The 14,528-nt window shown below is 60.3% G+C and carries 15 protein-coding genes; 5 read left to right on the forward strand and 10 right to left on the reverse strand.

Annotated features, from left to right (window positions below):
* Nucleotides 1-95 precede the first annotated feature (95 nt).
* On the forward strand, nt 96-1,877 hold the full coding sequence (locus tag A0U87_RS10930; RefSeq protein WP_137405529.1) for an ATP-binding protein: 1,782 nt from the start codon (nt 96-98) through the stop codon (nt 1,875-1,877).
* A 241-nt stretch (nt 1,878-2,118) separates the two neighbouring features.
* Here A0U87_RS10930 and A0U87_RS10935 read toward each other — a convergent pair whose 3' ends face one another.
* Complete coding sequence (locus tag A0U87_RS10935) at nt 2,119-2,691, reverse strand: DUF4142 domain-containing protein (RefSeq protein ID WP_137405530.1); 573 nt, start codon at nt 2,689-2,691, stop codon at nt 2,119-2,121.
* A gap of 125 nt (nt 2,692-2,816) precedes the next feature.
* Here A0U87_RS10935 and A0U87_RS10940 point away from each other — a divergent pair, with 125 nt between their 5' ends.
* Nucleotides 2,817-3,251 carry a DUF3597 domain-containing protein gene (locus tag A0U87_RS10940; RefSeq protein WP_137405531.1) on the forward strand — a complete coding sequence of 145 codons (435 nt, stop codon included), beginning with the start codon at nt 2,817-2,819 and terminating at the stop codon, nt 3,249-3,251.
* A 107-nt stretch (nt 3,252-3,358) separates the two neighbouring features.
* Here A0U87_RS10940 and A0U87_RS10945 read toward each other — a convergent pair whose 3' ends face one another.
* The gene (locus tag A0U87_RS10945; protein WP_137405532.1) at nt 3,359-4,252 is read right to left on the reverse strand and encodes an SDR family oxidoreductase; all 894 of its coding nucleotides are present in this window, start codon (nt 4,250-4,252) and stop codon (nt 3,359-3,361) included.
* A 163-nt stretch (nt 4,253-4,415) separates the two neighbouring features.
* On the opposite strand from A0U87_RS10945, the gene A0U87_RS10950 reads away from it, so the two are divergent.
* Complete coding sequence (locus A0U87_RS10950; protein WP_206366596.1) at nt 4,416-4,925, forward strand: hypothetical protein; 510 nt, start codon at nt 4,416-4,418, stop codon at nt 4,923-4,925.
* Nucleotides 4,926-4,973: 48 nt separating this feature from the next.
* Here A0U87_RS10950 and A0U87_RS10955 read toward each other — a convergent pair whose 3' ends face one another.
* The 5 genes from A0U87_RS10955 to A0U87_RS10975 all read right to left on the reverse strand — a co-directional run bounded on the left by A0U87_RS10955 (nt 4,974) and on the right by A0U87_RS10975 (nt 7,960).
* Nucleotides 4,974-5,171 carry a hypothetical protein gene (locus A0U87_RS10955; protein WP_137405533.1) on the reverse strand — a complete coding sequence of 66 codons (198 nt, stop codon included), beginning with the start codon at nt 5,169-5,171 and terminating at the stop codon, nt 4,974-4,976.
* Entirely contained in the window at nt 5,171-5,614 is a 444-nt protein-coding gene (locus A0U87_RS10960) for a pyridoxamine 5'-phosphate oxidase family protein (RefSeq protein WP_137405534.1), read from the reverse strand. The genes A0U87_RS10955 and A0U87_RS10960 overlap by 1 nt, the downstream gene beginning before the upstream one ends.
* 100 nt (nt 5,615-5,714) lie before the next feature.
* A complete protein-coding gene (locus A0U87_RS10965; RefSeq protein ID WP_237235119.1) occupies nt 5,715-6,458 on the reverse strand; it encodes an alpha/beta fold hydrolase in 744 nt (247 codons plus the stop codon).
* A gap of 50 nt (nt 6,459-6,508) precedes the next feature.
* Nucleotides 6,509-7,627, reverse strand: coding sequence for a DUF3182 family protein (locus A0U87_RS10970; protein WP_137405536.1), 1,119 nt, complete (start codon nt 7,625-7,627; stop codon nt 6,509-6,511).
* Between the two features lie 123 nt (nt 7,628-7,750).
* Nucleotides 7,751-7,960, reverse strand: coding sequence for a hypothetical protein (locus A0U87_RS10975; protein WP_137405537.1), 210 nt, complete (start codon nt 7,958-7,960; stop codon nt 7,751-7,753).
* Between the two features lie 148 nt (nt 7,961-8,108).
* Here A0U87_RS10975 and A0U87_RS10980 point away from each other — a divergent pair, with 148 nt between their 5' ends.
* Both A0U87_RS10980 and A0U87_RS10985 read left to right on the forward strand, forming a co-directional pair.
* Nucleotides 8,109-8,867: a histidine phosphatase family protein gene (locus A0U87_RS10980; RefSeq protein WP_137405564.1), complete on the forward strand. Its 759-nt coding sequence runs from the start codon at nt 8,109-8,111 to the stop codon at nt 8,865-8,867.
* Nucleotides 8,864-9,781: an NAD(P)H-hydrate dehydratase gene (locus A0U87_RS10985; protein WP_137405538.1), complete on the forward strand. Its 918-nt coding sequence runs from the start codon at nt 8,864-8,866 to the stop codon at nt 9,779-9,781. Before A0U87_RS10980 ends, A0U87_RS10985 begins: the two co-directional genes overlap by 4 nt.
* Nucleotides 9,782-10,113: 332 nt before the next feature.
* Here A0U87_RS10985 and A0U87_RS10990 read toward each other — a convergent pair whose 3' ends face one another.
* The 3 genes from A0U87_RS10990 to A0U87_RS11000 form a co-directional block, all read right to left on the reverse strand.
* Complete coding sequence (locus A0U87_RS10990; RefSeq protein ID WP_137405539.1) at nt 10,114-11,280, reverse strand: glycoside hydrolase family protein; 1,167 nt, start codon at nt 11,278-11,280, stop codon at nt 10,114-10,116.
* A 483-nt stretch (nt 11,281-11,763) separates the two neighbouring features.
* Nucleotides 11,764-12,882 (reverse strand): hypothetical protein, encoded by a 1,119-nt coding sequence (locus tag A0U87_RS10995; protein WP_137405540.1) that lies wholly within the window; start codon nt 12,880-12,882, stop codon nt 11,764-11,766.
* Nucleotides 12,883-12,892: 10 nt separating this feature from the next.
* Nucleotides 12,893-14,524 (reverse strand): alkaline phosphatase D family protein, encoded by a 1,632-nt coding sequence (locus tag A0U87_RS11000; RefSeq protein ID WP_137405541.1) that lies wholly within the window; start codon nt 14,522-14,524, stop codon nt 12,893-12,895.
* Nucleotides 14,525-14,528: the final 4 nt, after the last annotated feature.

The raw sequence follows: 14,528 nt of genomic DNA on the forward strand, positions 1-14,528 counted from the left end.
ACAGGGCGCTGATCTCGATCAAGACGAAAGCCGTCGTTCATCCGCAGGACAAATGCTATGTCTGGCACCAGTCCATCATAAAGCGGGTAACGCCCATGGCACCCATCCAAGTTGCACCCTTATTCTCCCTGGCCTCTCCAGACGATGTAGAGGAAGAGACCTCGGATGTGGCGCTGCTTCATCGCATCAGCGTCGAGCTTATCGGCGAGCAGGATCTGGGTGAACTATATAGCAAGATCGTGGCAGCAGCAGTTGCGATTACCCGGTCGCAATTTGGCACGATGCAGCGGCTGTGCCCCCTGGGAGATCCGTCTGGCCATGGCGGCGAGTTGCAGCTCTTGGCCCATTGCAACCTTCCCCCGGAAGCCCTGGAATTTTGGCGATCGGTAAGCCCTGCGGCGCATAGCAGTTGCACCATGGCCCTTCGCTTCGGACAGCGAGCCGTCATTCCGGATTATGAACTGTGGGATGAGATTAGCAATACACCGGATCTTGAGGCATTTCGCCGAGCCGGTATCCGCGCCGCGCAAACCACCCCCTTGCTATCCCGCAATGGCAAGTTGCTCGGCATGCTATCGACCCATTGGGCGGCTCCGCACGAACCATCCGCGCGCGACCTGCGCCTCCTCGATATTCTTGCTCGCCAGGCAGCGGACTTGTTGGACCGCACCATCGCGGAGGAGGAACTGCGTAGGCTGAATGAATCGCTGGAAGTCAGGATCGAGGAGCGCTCGCGCGAATTGCTGGCGGCTGAAAACCAGGTCCGTCAGATGCAGAAAATGGAAGCGATCGGCCAGCTGACCGGCGGCGTTGCCCATGACTTCAATAATCTTCTGACGATCATTCGTTCTTCGGCGGAATTGCTTGGTCGGCGCGAACTGCCGCGTGACCGGCAGCAGAAATATATCGACGCCATTTCAGAAACCGCCGACCGAGCAGCAAAGCTGACAGGACAGCTCCTCGCCTTCGCCCGTCGGCAGGCTCTGCGGCCCGAGATTTTCAACGCCGTCGCCCGCGTGGAAGCGGTGGCCGACATGCTGAGGACCGTGGTGGGCGCGCGTGTCGATCTCATCGTTACGTCTGAAGGGGAAGGCTGCTGCGTCGAAGTCGATGCAAGCCAGTTCGAAACCGCGCTTGTAAATCTTGCGGTGAATGCGCGTGATGCGATGAATGGAGAAGGGCGCATCGAAATCTCGATCGTGCCTGCCGATGGTGTTCCGGCGCGACGGGGACATGCCGCTGCCAAGGGCGACTATGTGAAAGTCTCGGTGATCGATGCTGGATCCGGGATCCCCCCAGAGCAGCTGGAGCGTGTCTTCGAGCCATTTTTCACGACCAAGGAAGTGGGCAAGGGCACGGGCCTCGGCCTTTCCCAGGTCTATGGATTCACCAAGCAATCGGGTGGCGAAATCGATGTGATCAGCAAAGTTGGTCAAGGCACGATGTTCAGCTTGTATCTTCGCCGTGTCACCGCATTGGACGAGAAGGGAGCAGACATTACGGCAACGCGGATCGATGCGTCCGAGGCAAGCATTCTCATCGTAGAGGATAATGAGAAGGTCGGCGAATTCGCGTCTCAACTGCTTGGCGATCTGGGCTTTGTAACCCAGCGCGCAGCCAATGCGCTTGAGGCTATCGCCATTTTGGAAATGGCTCACGACGATGTCGATATCATATTCTCGGATGTCGTCATGCCGGGCATGAATGGCGTGGAACTGGGCAAGAAAATCCGTGCACGCTGGCCCGACAAGACAATAGTGCTCACCAGCGGTTATAGCCATGCCCTGGCCGAAGATAGCGGGCACGGATTTCCGCTTCTCCACAAGCCCTATTCGGTAGAGGAGTTATCTCGCGTCCTCCGCGATGCGGCCGCCTGAGATTGGCCCGGCGCTCTTGATGTGAGAATATGAAGGCGTCGCAGCGTTGCGTGTCGGGTGCCTTCAGTCCAGGCCGGTATGAGGATGAACGCGCGATATCCTAGACGCGGCATTTGCTGGCAGGGCCAAAAGCCCCTTCGATCTGCCTCATGCAAGATCGAAGGGGCAGGGAGCCGGGTCATTGGCGATCACCGCCATGGCCCGTCCGTACACGCAGAGATTCTGAAAAAGGAACCTTCGCTCAGGACTTGAGGCCCTTCGCCATGTTGAGATGTGCGGTCACGATGGGAACAAGCTTGGTCGCGAACTCCTTTAATGAGGGAACCTCGCCACTGGCCGAATAGGCTTTGAGGGTGTCGAGCGTCTCCTGATGTCCCCTGGTCTGCGCTTCGATATAGGCGGCATCGAAGTCGGCCCCTTTCTTGCCCTTGAGCGCGTCGAGCGACTGTTGCTGCGCGCTGGACAGGAGCGGCTTGGGCACGATGGCTGGCGACGCAGCGCTCGCAGCCCGGCCGAGCTTTGCCGTTGAATCGGTATGCGCCTTGATCATCGACTCCGCGAATTTCTTGACGGACGCCGACTGGCTGTTGGCTTGCGCCAATCTCGAGCTTTCGATTTCGAATGTATCGCTCGCCGCTGCCGCATTGGCGAACATCTGGCCTGCGCTCTCCGCAACGGGCGCCGGTTCGATGGCGTTGACGCTGTTCATCGGCGCTGCCGCGGCGTTGTTGGACGTCGTATCGACCTTCTTGCCGCATCCGCCAAGTGTCAGCGCTGCCAATGATATCGCCACTGTCGCGAACTGCATCTTCATCGATCGTCTCCCGGATCATCCTCTGTCGGAACGTCAACCCGCCGCGTCCAAGCTCGTTCCCATGGGAGCCTTCTTTGCCACCCGCCGTTTGGTGATGATTGAACCATCAAACGGAGGACAGGCACATGGGCATCTTCAGCAAGATCAGGGATAAGATTTTTGGTCATGACGACCAGAAGGCAAGCAATGGCGCTCCTGCACCCGCCACGAATGTCCAGACGGCCAGCCCGACCCCGCCAGCCACTACGCCCCCTGCGTCGCCCGCCGCGGCCACCGCGTCACCTGAGGCAGCCTCGCTGCCGCAGGTCGATGTCGGCGCGGTTCTCTCGGCCATGGCCGACGCCAAGGGAGGCGGGGGAAATTATCAAAGTTCGATCGTCGATCTGCTGAAGCTGCTCGATCTTGATTCCAGCCTTGCGTCGCGCAAGGAACTGGCCGACGAACTGGCTGTCCATGAGGGCGCTGATGGCAGCGCCGAGCAGAATATCGCGCTGCACAGGGCGGTGATGACGAAACTCGCTGAAAATGGCGGCGTGGTTCCCGATAGCCTGCGCGACTAAGGCCTCTGGCCGTGCCGCTCCTCCTTGAGGTGGCGGCCCGGCGTTATCCTGTCAGAACCATATCTGTTGGGACGGTGGCCCCGCGGTGACGCGGGGCCATCCTTGCGTCAAGCGATCCCTGCGCCGCCGGTCACGCCATAGACTTCACCGGTGATATAGCTGCCCTCCTGCGAGGCTAGCAGCACATAGACGGGCGCGATCTCGACCGGCTGACCAGGGCGGCCGAACTGGCTCTGCTCCCCGAACTTGGTGACCTTGTCCTGCGGCTGACCGCCACTGGATTGCAGGACCGTCCAGAATGGACCGGGGGCAACCACATTTGCCCGGATGCCCTTTTCGATCAGTTGTTTGGCCAGCGCCTTGGTATAGGCGACAATGCCCGCCTTGGTCGTGGCATAATCGATCAATATGGCCGAGGGCTCATAGGCTTGGACTGAGGCGGTGGTGATCACCGATGCGCCGGCGGGAAGATGCGGAACGGCAGCCTGTGTGATCCAGTGCATGGCGTAGAGATTGGTCTTGAGCGTGCGGTCGAAATCTTCCGAGCTCACTGCCTCCACGTCATCGCGATATTGCTGGCGGCCAGCATTGATGACAAGAATGTCGAGTCCGCCAAGGCCCTTGACGGCCTCATCGACGAGCTTGCGGCACCAGTTCTCGTCCGTAATGTCGCCAGGCAGCGCGACCGCCTTGCGGCCCTCTGCCTCGATCAGGGCGATGACCGCCTTTGCGTCCTCCTTTTCGCTTGGAAGATAGGAGATGGCGACATCGGCGCCCTCGCGCGCATAGGCGATAGCGGCAGCTCGGCCGATGCCGCTGTCGCCGCCAGTGACCAGCGCCTTGCGGCCCTCGAGCTTGCCCGAGCCGGTATAGCTTTGCTCGCCATGGTCAGGCCTGGGATCCATGTCCGCGGCGATGCCGGGAACCGGCTGCGGCTGCTCTGGAAATGGGGGCTTGGGATATTGTGCGCGCGGGTCCTGCATGGTGAGACGCTCTGCCATGTTCGCTCCTTGCTGATGGGGATGAAGGACGACAGTCCAGTTTGCCGTTCTAGGCGACACGGCAAACTACGAGCCGCAGAGCCATCCAGTTCCACACCGGGCTCAGCGGGATGGCAATCTTCTTCAAAGCTCTGATCTGGATCAGGAAAACAGGTCGCCTCTCGTGCGTTCTCCCCTGCAATCAGTTCAAGGGAATGTCGTTATCAACATAATCCGGCTCGACAACGCTCGCCCCCGGCGCGACGCGGAAAACTGGTCCGAGAGCCTCGGCGCCTATAATTTCTATCCGGGCTCGGATCGCCTCGATGCGTCCCTCGCCCTTGCTGTGCGCTTTGGGTTCGATGGACGGGATCGCCTTCGTCGAACGGTCGAGGCGATCGATCGGGAGCTCGGCTGTGGACCCTATCATTATCGCTATTCCGGAGCCGACAAGGAAGAAGGCTGCTTCCTCGCCTGCACCTTCTGGATGGTCGAAGCCAAAATTCTGCTTGATCAGCCTGAAGCGGCGTCCAGGGCATTTACCGAAGCCATTGGAGGGCTGGCGCCCACTGCTGGCGTATATCCTGAAATGATCGACCCTGCGTCCGGGCGCTATCTCGGCAACATGCCGCAAGGACTGACCCATCTTGCGATCATTCAGGCTCTCATGTCGCTGCAGGCTCGCAGAGGCTAGGCTCCCGAACATGGCCCAGCTTCCAGGCTCCGCTGAAACCCGCGCCGTTCAAGGCTGCTGATTATAGGATGGGCCAGTATGCTCGGTCGCGACGTTGTTGCCGGTGGCCTGATCCTGCTCAAGTTCCTCGCCATGCCAGACATTCCTCGCGACGAATATGATGATGAACAGGGCGATGATGACGCCGCAAATGAATGCGCCGGCCTTTGCGAGCCGGCGCGGCGAGGGCTTCTCATCTGACGCCATCAGTGAGCGTCCTCCAGCAATAGCTCGCCTTCCTCCTCGCCATCCCAATAATGCGCGCGCTCGCCGATCACCTGGATCAGGACAAGGCCAGGCGTCTGCGTGCCCTGCGGCCACCACCGTTCCAGGCCTTTCGTCCAATGCGCTTCGAACTGGGCCTTGTCGCGGATGAGCATGGCGGTCCCTTCCACCGCCAGAAAGAAGGGACGTTGTCCCAACAAGCCCGATTTACCCTGATAGCTTAGATTTACTGCGGGATCGGCCTTGATATCGGACACCATGAGCGTGGTTTCCTCCGTGAAAAACCAGGCGCTACCGTCATAATCGACCTCGCGGTTGTTGCTCATCGGACGCGATCCGATCGCGCCGCCACCCGTATGGGTAGCAAGCATCGCGAAATCGATCTCCTTCATCTTGCGCGACAGGTCTTCAAGCGACATGGACATGACTGTCTACTCCCATTGTTACGGCATCAACGCACGAGCAGAAACAACGAGCCACCCCACAGCGAAGCGTCGCTACAAGAACGCGTCCGCCTGGACAGGATCAGCCTTGTACGAGCTTTCTCGCCTGCGACGGCAGTTGCGCCTCTGCCTGGGCGTCCGACGATGACGGGCGGCGGCCGCCTCGGACCATCTCCTCTATCCAGGTGAGCAGCAACTGGTTGTAGGCCCGTCGGCCGCCTTCATCCCGCAGCGAATGATCAGCGCCTTTTAGAATACGATAACTCAGCGAATTGCTGTTGTGGAACGCCGACATGTAGGAGCTGATGGTGGCGTGCGGCACATAATCGTCATGTTCCGATTCAACGATCAGAACATCGCCGGCAAAGCGCTCGCAAGCGGCCAGAGCCTTGTCTTCCCGGCCCGTTCGAAAGTGTGCCCGATAGGCATTGATGAGATCGCGGTCGAGCTTTGCCTTGGGCACATCCCAATGTTCGTCAGGATAGAGCGCAGGAACACGAAGCGCCAACCAGTTGACCGGGCGAGCCGCAGTCAGCAATGCCGCGAGATAGCCACCATAGCTGGTGCCAACGACCGCAATCGCCGAGGGGTCGACCTGGTCCTGCCTGACGAGAAAATCATAGGCCGCCGTCACGTCCGCAAGACCGTGCGACCGGGTCACGACATTGCGCTCTTCGGCATGTCTGGCATGGCCTCGCAGGTCGAACGTGAAGCAGATGCAGCCCAATTGGGCGATCTCTTCGGCTCTCACCATGTCCTGTTCGCGCGAACCGCCCCATCCATGGATGAAGAGAATGCCAGGGACCAGCTTGTCGGGCGACAACAAGGTTGCCTCCAGGCTCTCGCCCTCGACGTCAAAGCATAGCTGACTGCCTGTCATTCCAGCTCCATCGCATATTTTGTCATCGGTCCTGCCACGGGGTCGACACCGCTATAATAGATAATGCTGCCGTCCGGAGCGGCATCGACCTCGCCATAAATCTCCATCGTCATGCATGTCACAGCCGAGCGGCCGGCATCCCGCGCCAGGGCTTCGAACGCCGCGATCTCCGCGCCGCTCGCGCCGCCGGCGCGCCAACTCTGCTCGAGCACGCCGATGCGACGTTCCCCGTAGGAATTGACGCCCGCGGCGACATCGTAATTGCGGCGAGACGCCAGCAAATCCGGATAGAACCGCGAGACGATCGCGTCATAGGCGATCGCTTTATCGATCCCCTGCTGCAGTTCGTCAGCCAGACCCAGGCTCGCAAGCCGGTCCAGACCGCCCCTCACGACATGAAGGGTGGAGCCACCATAGACAGTCGCGCCACTGTTGTTGGTGGTGAGCCGCTGCGTGCCCCAATAGGAAATCACCTCGCCAAACAGGCGCGTCGTGCCGACGCTGTATGTGACAACGTCATCGAGATTCTCCTCGATCACCACGCCATGCCTCGAAATGGCAGCCTGGTCGAGCTGGGCGATCGCTTCGTCCAGTTCCTTGACCGAGGTCGCGACGAACTGGCCTAGTCCGGCAGTGGCCTCGACTTCCTTCAGGCGGATCGCCGTGCGTCCGAGCATATCAAGAGCGGCGGCGCGGACCGCATCGAGAGTGAAGGCCGACCAGCCCGAAAGAACGTGAGGAGCAAGAGCCAAGCCCAGTTCAGCGCGCCATCCGGCGGGAATTGCAGGGTCGTCCCCGAGGACCGGATGCGTGATGACCTTGCTCCCGACAAAGGGAAACGGCACGACGCCACCGTAGATCTGGCTCTCAGTCTGGATGCCCAGTTTTCTTGCCGTCGAGAGATCGATTGTGCCTGTCGGAATGAAGAGCGTGTCCGCCTCGCCCCCCGAAAGCTGCTGGTCGCTCAAACTGTCATGATCGACAAATCTTGCCTCGCCGAGCCGGGCAATCCTGCGGGCAAGCTCGCTCCGTGAGGCCTTGTCATGTTCATTGTTCAGGGCGCTGGACTGCGTGGAATGGATCTTCACAAAGTGGGTCTGATGCGAGCGAGCCATTGGGCCTCACGGATTTGGAGGGGCTGCCGAGCGGCATCTTGCTACAACCCCATGCTCAGACATTTTATCCATGATCTCGCGAACCAGGCATCCCTGATTTGCGGCTCCAGATGTATAAGGGGGTCAGGGCTTTTCCTGGAATGCGCGCCACCAGGGCATCTCGCCGCTTAAATGCCCCTGATCGCCTGCAAAATGATCCATGATATCACGCATATGATCTGCGCAGGCTCGGACGAGAATCCAGCTTGGATCGCCTTTACCCTGCGTGGAAAGGTCGCGGAGGAGCGAAATTTCCTCCGCCATGAGCGTCAGCGCTTCGACATCATCACGCATGCGTGAATCCCGGCTAATATGTTCCTCTCATCCTGGTGAACTCGACACAGGAGAGAAATATCCTGATCGGCTTCATTCCCGCGCTCGCAAAGGGGATCATTTGGCCAACCCATCCATTTCTCCGAAAAGGAGAAAGGCGGTGAAGCAAATGCATTGGCCGAGGAAACTGACGGTCGTTCGGCATGGCCAGAGCGCAGGCAACGTCGCGCGGGATGCAGCCATGCAGGCCAATGTCGATCGCATAGACTTGTCCGAGCGAGACGCTGACGTGCCCCTGAGCGACCTGGGCCGCGACCAGGCCGGAGCGCTGGGACGTTGGTATGCCGGCGAGGCACCGCGTGAGCGTCCGGATGTTCTCCTTGCATCTCCCTATCGACGCGCGTGCGAGACCGCAGATCTGTTCCGTCAAGCCGGAGGTTGCGCAGGCAATGTGCCCATCTGCTTTGACGAGAGGCTGCGGGAAAAGGAATTCGGCATCCTCGATGGGCTAACATCCATGGGGATAAGCAGCATCGAACCGCAGCAAGCAGAATTTCGCAGGCTGCTAGGCAAATTCTATCATCGCCCTCCAGGGGGCGAAAGCTGGTGCGATGTCATTCTGCGACTGCGCTCCGTCATGGATACGATCGCGCTTCATCACGCGGACCGGCATGTGATGATCTTCACCCATCAGGTGGTGGTGCTGTGCTTGCGGTACATCATCGAAGGCATGACCGAGGCCGAGATATTGGAAGTCGACCGTGAAGGCGATGTCGCCAACTGCGCTATCACCGAATATGCATTCGATGCGGAGAAGGGCAAGGATGGAGGGCTATTGCTTGGTCGATACAATGTGACGGCCCCGGTCGAGCAGGAAGACATGCCCGTGACCCGCGCGCCCGATGTCATAGCTGGTGCACGCGGATGAGTTGCCGACAGCTCGACGAGGCCTGGCTGAAGCGACATCCGCTTCCGGCGATCGCACAAGGCGCCGACAAGAACAGTCGCGGCCGCGTCCTGGTGGTTGGAGGTGCCGAATTCGTGCCCGGTGCGCTTCGCCTTACCGGTGAAGCCGCGCTGCGCGCAGGCGCTGGAAAGCTGCAGATGGCGACGGTACGATCTTCGGCCCTGTCCCTGGGCGTGCTCGTCCCGGAGGCAGCCATGATCGCCCTGCCCGCCGACGAAGACGGAGAAATCGCTCCTGCGGCAGCGGCAATATTGAAGGATCGAATCACGGCCTGCGACACGCTTGTCCTGGGACCAGGCATGAGCTCGGGCAAAGGTGCGCGGGCATTTGTCGCCAACCTCCTCGATAGCCTCGATTTCCCCGGCAATCTCATTCTCGACGCTGCGGCTCTGGTTTCACTGCGCGACTTCGACCCATCACGGTGGCGAATAAGCAAGGATGTGATTTTTACGCCTCACCATGGAGAGATGGCGGCGCTGAGCGGCCTGCCAATCGAAGAGGTCGAGGCGAGGCCAGCAGCAATAGCGGCCGAAATGGCAGCGCGATGGAACACGGTCATCCTCCTCAAGGGCGACATTAGCTATCTGGCCACAGCTGAAGGGCAATGTCTCGTTTATGATGGGGGCTGCGTCGGGCTTGGTACGGGAGGCTCCGGCGATGTGCTGGCTGGGCTCATAGGGGGGCTTGCTTCTCGAGGTGCGACTGCATTGCAGGCTGCCGCCTGGGGCGCCTGGATCCATGGAAAGGCCGGCAACATCCTTGCTGAGACGATCGGCGAGGTAGGCTTCCTGGCACGCGAGCTTTTACCGCTCATTCCTGCTCTCATTGAGAAGACCATGCGAACTCGGGGCCCCGGTGAGGACATCCTACTCTAGCTGTCGTCCATTTTTGCCTGAGTGAGCTACCGATCAGCAGATGCACGAAACATGGATTTCCGTGATTCTTCCGACGCGTACCCTATTGCCCGGATCGAGTACTAATGCTGCTGGCAGAGTGACTTCCTGACTTTGCGAGCACCCTGATCCGCTGCTGGTTGAAATCTGTGGCAGACGCAAACGTCTGCATCGCTACAAAAAGCTCCCGTCCATCTGGACAGCGGGGAATGGAGTGAGATGATCGACACCTGCCTCCATAGCGGACCTTCCGCACCTAGGGATCAAGATTTGATCTCTGAGTGTCTCAGAAGGGTCGGTTACAGCGGCCGGGGTTACCGGAGGGCCATTAAATCGTGGTCCATTGACGCTCCGTCGAAGGGGACCACGATCACCTTGCTGCCATGGCCGTTGTCACCAGTCTGGCTCTCCTTCGATGTGTCGATAACCGCGAAGGTCATTGCGATCACATGGCCGTCCTCGATGACCACGGCTGGGCGCTCCAGCTTGTTCCAGGTGTTGTTCGTGCCGTCGGCATAGCGAATGAACTTCGCATTGGGTTCGTAGGCCATCCCCTGGAAGCGCCAGCCCGCAATGCCGTCGCGCGAGATGAGATGGTAGGCCCGGCGGCTGCGCCAGTGATTGACAATCACATGATACCATCCGCCGCTGTACCAGATCACGGGATCTTCGTAGGCGCGCATGTCGGTCTGGGGAATGCCGGCAACACCCCGGTAAATGCTGTCGCCCATGACCTTGTAAGGACCGAGGATGCCTGTGTCGCTGATCAGGATCTGACCAGATCGCTGGATAATTTCAAACCGGCCGTCAGGGCGGGCAATCAGGCTGACATTGGATGCCTTCCAAGGTGCCTTGGGGGCCGAACTAGGCAGATCGCCAGGCGTCTTCACAGATGTGAATGCACTTTGGTCCACGCTGATGCTGCCGAGCTTCTGCCAGGGGCCATCGATGCTTTTGGAAACGAACACGTCACCGTTTCGCGTTTCGCTCACCACGACGGCGTAACGCCCGTCCGGCAGCTTCAAGGCGATGACATTATGCCCTTTGCCACCTTCATCATTTGGCCAGATCAGCCCAGTGTCACGATAGGGACCGTAGAGCGAATTGCTGATTGCCGAGACAGCCAGCGATTGCCCCCAGGCCATATGGCCTAGCGCCTGGCCCCAACGACTTGCGAACATCCTGTATTTGCCGTCCGAGCCCTGCAATATCTGCCCGTCCCAATAGTTCCACTTGGCCAAGGTCGCATCTTCGAGACCGTTTAGCGGATCTCGCCGGCCGACTTCGGCCGCGCCCCAGACTGACGCTGAAAGTCGCGCAGCAGGCATCGGCTTGAAATAGGAGATGAACGGCTTGGGGCCTAACGCTGCTTTGACATCCGGGGAGGGATCCTGAGCTGGCTGATTGGTAGGGGGAGCAGAGAAGACCGGCGATGCCACGAATGCCAGTAATCCGATCAGTCTTGCGCCCCGAACCAGCATGTTTCTCTCCCATCCCTTCATCGGAGAACATACTAATGCGGATACTTAATTATCGCCAGATGAAATATATATTCACTATATGGGATTATTAGTTTTGATGCGTGGATCCACGATGGCAATGACAGGCCAAATATATATCAGCTCGGAGTTACCTCTAGTTTGTGATTTTCGTCATAACGGATGTGGCAGGAATAGCTGTGTCCGCAGTCCGCATGCATCTTCGATATGATTGCCTTCGTTAGATGCCATTTTTTATATCGATGCGATCGACTGTCTGGAAATCGAACGGGGCACCACCTTCCGAACCGGACGGTTGCCTACCGGCCATCTTGGGCATCCAGAATGAGAAAGCAGACTGACCGCAACTGGGAACGGAAAATCGACGGCTGAAGGGCAACAAAGGGTCGTTCTCGTCCTTGGCAAGCATACAAGATATCGGCGCGCGGTAAGGGTACTTCCATCAAACGCCAGTGGGTGAGCACGTCATCGATCGGCCATTGGCATTGTCTCAAAGGGCTTGGAAGAGGCGCCCGTCCAATGCATCAACCGCGTAACGCCGGACTGCGCGCCGCGCACACCGTCGTTCTGGACGAGATAGTATAGGCCATCTCCCAAGGGCTGTATTCCGACATCGGCCTTCTGATACCACCCCCGCACACCCGTCTTCACATCATGAATCCCATCCTGAGCGAGTGGCAGTAGCAGGCCTTTTTCCGGATTCATGCCTTGAGGAGAAGCCAGGCCTTGCAAGGCCTGGCGACGTGGCCGGCTGCGGGCATCGAGCGCGAACAGCAGATAATTGGGCCAGTCGGGTTTGGCACCCTGATAGACGCCCATGAACCAGCGTTGCAGGCTTGAATCATAGGCGAGGTTCTGGACGCCATAGCGGGTGTTGCCGGTAAGGACGAAATATTTGCCCCGAGGGGTAGTCGGGCCAGAATGGTGCAGTGCCTTTTCGTCAATCGGCTGCGCCTCTCGGCCCCAGTCCGTCGCGTCATATTGCAGGAGGACCTGATGATCATTGTCGCTGCGGGCGACGTCGCCATAAATGCCGTAAGCGACGGTCAGGTAGAGCGGGCCGTCGCTCCGGCCGAAGGCGGGGCCAAAAGCGACGCCATCGATGCCTGAACAGCCATAGCGATGATCCGCCTTGCCGTCGCCATCGAGATCGGCGGCATAGTCGCGCGTCACTTCGGGCAGATAGACGGCGCGCAGCAGGTCGGTGCCGGCAACCGTCATGCCGACCCGATCGATCCGTGCCCCGTCGATCATCGCGATATAGAAGGCGTCCTGCTTTCCATATTCCAGCGAGCCATAGACCCGTCCGTCGACCGGGTTGAAGTCCAGGTCGCCCAGATGCCCCGACCAGCCGGTCAGTGTGCCGACGAGCCGGCCTTCAAAGTCATATTTGGCGAGCATGTCGGTGAAGGAATAATAGATGAAGCCGCCCTTGCGATCGACTGCAATGCCCTGGACATGGCCCGAGGCGAAAGGGCCTGCGATCTGTTCGCGCGGCAGGTCGGCAGGCACAGCGGGCGATGCCGACCGAGCAGGCAGGCCAGAACCAAGCAGCAGCAGCGCAACGATCGCGGACCGCATCATAATCTCCTGATCAGGCGCTGAAGACACGGCGGCCGCGCTCGACCGACATGCGATGGGTGCTGGCGATCCGCGTGCTGCGCGCCTTGATCGTATCGAGGAACAGCCATTCGCCCGTCACCCGATCACGGCTGATGTCTATCATCATATAGCCACGCTGGTGCGTGTTCGCCCATTTGAGTTCGGGATTGGCGGCGACGAAGCCGCGCGCCACCGCCGTCGGATCGCCGCGCAGGTCACCCTCCATGCCACCCGACGTGACCGCCTGTCCGGCAAATTCGACACCGGCGGGCTGGCCATCCTCGACCAGGCCATAGGCCCAGGCATTGTGGCTGTCGCCCGCCAGCATGATGAGGTCGGAGTCGCCCGCCTGTGCCGACCGGAGTAGGCGCGAGCGGGCGGCGGGATAGCCGTCCCACCGGTCCATCCACATCGGCAGGCCATTTTGCGCCATGCGCACGCTGTTGCGATAGCGTTGGACCAGCTTGGCGTTAGCGTCGGGACGGAGCCAGTCGGTGACATTGGCCGGCATCACCGTACGGCCCATGATCGTACCCATGCCGACCATCTGCCAGGCGGTGGTGCGGGCGTTCGCCCGGAACGCATGGGCCAGCCAGCTTTCCTGGGTGCTGCCCAACATGGTGGCCGATGGGTCCTGCCACACGCCATCATGGAAGGCCTTCAGCGCGGCGTCCGCATCGGGCGCGCTGGCGGCGAACGTGATGTCGGTTGGGCGCGTACGGGCGAGCAGGCGGGATTCGGTGCGATACAGCGTCGCCAGCGTACCGATATCATAGGCCTTCCACGGCTCGTCCGACACCGGCATCCATTCGCGATAGACCTGCATTGCGGCGGCGCGGCGGGTGTTCCAGTCGCCTTCCTTGTCGGCCTGATGGTTCTGGGCGCCTCCTTCCCAGCTGTCATTGGCCGATTCATGATCGTCCCACAGAGCAACCATCGGCGCCATCTGGTGCAGCCGTTGCAGGTCGGAGTCAGCCCGATAGGTAGCGTAACGCAGGCGATAGTCGGCAATCGCCAGAATTTCCGTGTCGGGCATCAGCGTGCGCCCCACGATGCCCTGACCGGGCCGTACCGACGCATTGCCATATTCGTAGATATAGTCGCCGACATGCAGCCACAGGTCGAGATCGTCGCGCGCCGCAGCATGGGCATAGGCGTTGAACCAACCATAGGGCAGGTTGGAACAGGAAAAGACGCCCAGGCCAAAGCGCGGCACGTCGCCCTGCGGCAACGTCCGGGTGCGGCCGACCGGCGATTTGCTGCCATCCGGCGCGACGAAGCGATACCAGTAGGTCGTGCCCGGCTGAAGCCCATCAATCGTCACTTTCGCTGTCCAGTCGCGATAGCCGCCGGTGCGTACCGTACCGCCGCCGACGGTCCGGGCGAAGTCGGGATCGATCGCGATTTCGACGTCGAGGCGCACGCTCTCGGCATCGCTCGCAGGGACATAGCGGGTCCATAGCAGCATCGAATCCGCCCCCGGCTCGCCGCTGGCTACCGCATGAGTGAAGCCGCGCGCGCCGATCAGTTCGGCTGCCAGCGCTCGGCCCGCAGGCAGCGCCAGCGCCCCAATGCCCCAGGCGCCGCCCAGGATCATGCTGCGGCGGTCGATTTGCATTGCCATGATG

This window comes from Sphingobium sp. MP9-4 (genome assembly GCF_005281675.1).
Lineage (GTDB): Bacteria > Pseudomonadota > Alphaproteobacteria > Sphingomonadales > Sphingomonadaceae > Sphingobium > Sphingobium yanoikuyae.

Excerpts from the sequence above, each read along its gene's own strand:
- A0U87_RS10930 (WP_137405529.1), top strand. The coding sequence starts at position 96 with ATGGCACCCATCCAAGTTGCACCCTTATTCTCCCTGGCCTCTCCAGAC.
- A0U87_RS10935 (WP_137405530.1), bottom strand. The coding sequence starts at position 2,691 with ATGAAGATGCAGTTCGCGACAGTGGCGATATCATTGGCAGCGCTGACA.
- A0U87_RS10940 (WP_137405531.1), top strand. The coding sequence starts at position 2,817 with ATGGGCATCTTCAGCAAGATCAGGGATAAGATTTTTGGTCATGACGAC.
- A0U87_RS10945 (WP_137405532.1), bottom strand. The coding sequence starts at position 4,252 with ATGGCAGAGCGTCTCACCATGCAGGACCCGCGCGCACAATATCCCAAG.
- A0U87_RS10955 (WP_137405533.1), bottom strand. The coding sequence starts at position 5,171 with ATGGCGTCAGATGAGAAGCCCTCGCCGCGCCGGCTCGCAAAGGCCGGC.
- A0U87_RS10960 (WP_137405534.1), bottom strand. The coding sequence starts at position 5,614 with ATGTCCATGTCGCTTGAAGACCTGTCGCGCAAGATGAAGGAGATCGAT.
- A0U87_RS10970 (WP_137405536.1), bottom strand. The coding sequence starts at position 7,627 with ATGGCTCGCTCGCATCAGACCCACTTTGTGAAGATCCATTCCACGCAG.
- A0U87_RS10975 (WP_137405537.1), bottom strand. The coding sequence starts at position 7,960 with ATGCGTGATGATGTCGAAGCGCTGACGCTCATGGCGGAGGAAATTTCG.
- A0U87_RS10980 (WP_137405564.1), top strand. The coding sequence starts at position 8,109 with ATGCATTGGCCGAGGAAACTGACGGTCGTTCGGCATGGCCAGAGCGCA.
- A0U87_RS10985 (WP_137405538.1), top strand. The coding sequence starts at position 8,864 with ATGAGTTGCCGACAGCTCGACGAGGCCTGGCTGAAGCGACATCCGCTT.
- A0U87_RS10990 (WP_137405539.1), bottom strand. The coding sequence starts at position 11,280 with ATGCTGGTTCGGGGCGCAAGACTGATCGGATTACTGGCATTCGTGGCA.
- A0U87_RS10995 (WP_137405540.1), bottom strand. The coding sequence starts at position 12,882 with ATGATGCGGTCCGCGATCGTTGCGCTGCTGCTGCTTGGTTCTGGCCTG.
- A0U87_RS11000 (WP_137405541.1), bottom strand. The coding sequence starts at position 14,524 with ATGGCAATGCAAATCGACCGCCGCAGCATGATCCTGGGCGGCGCCTGG.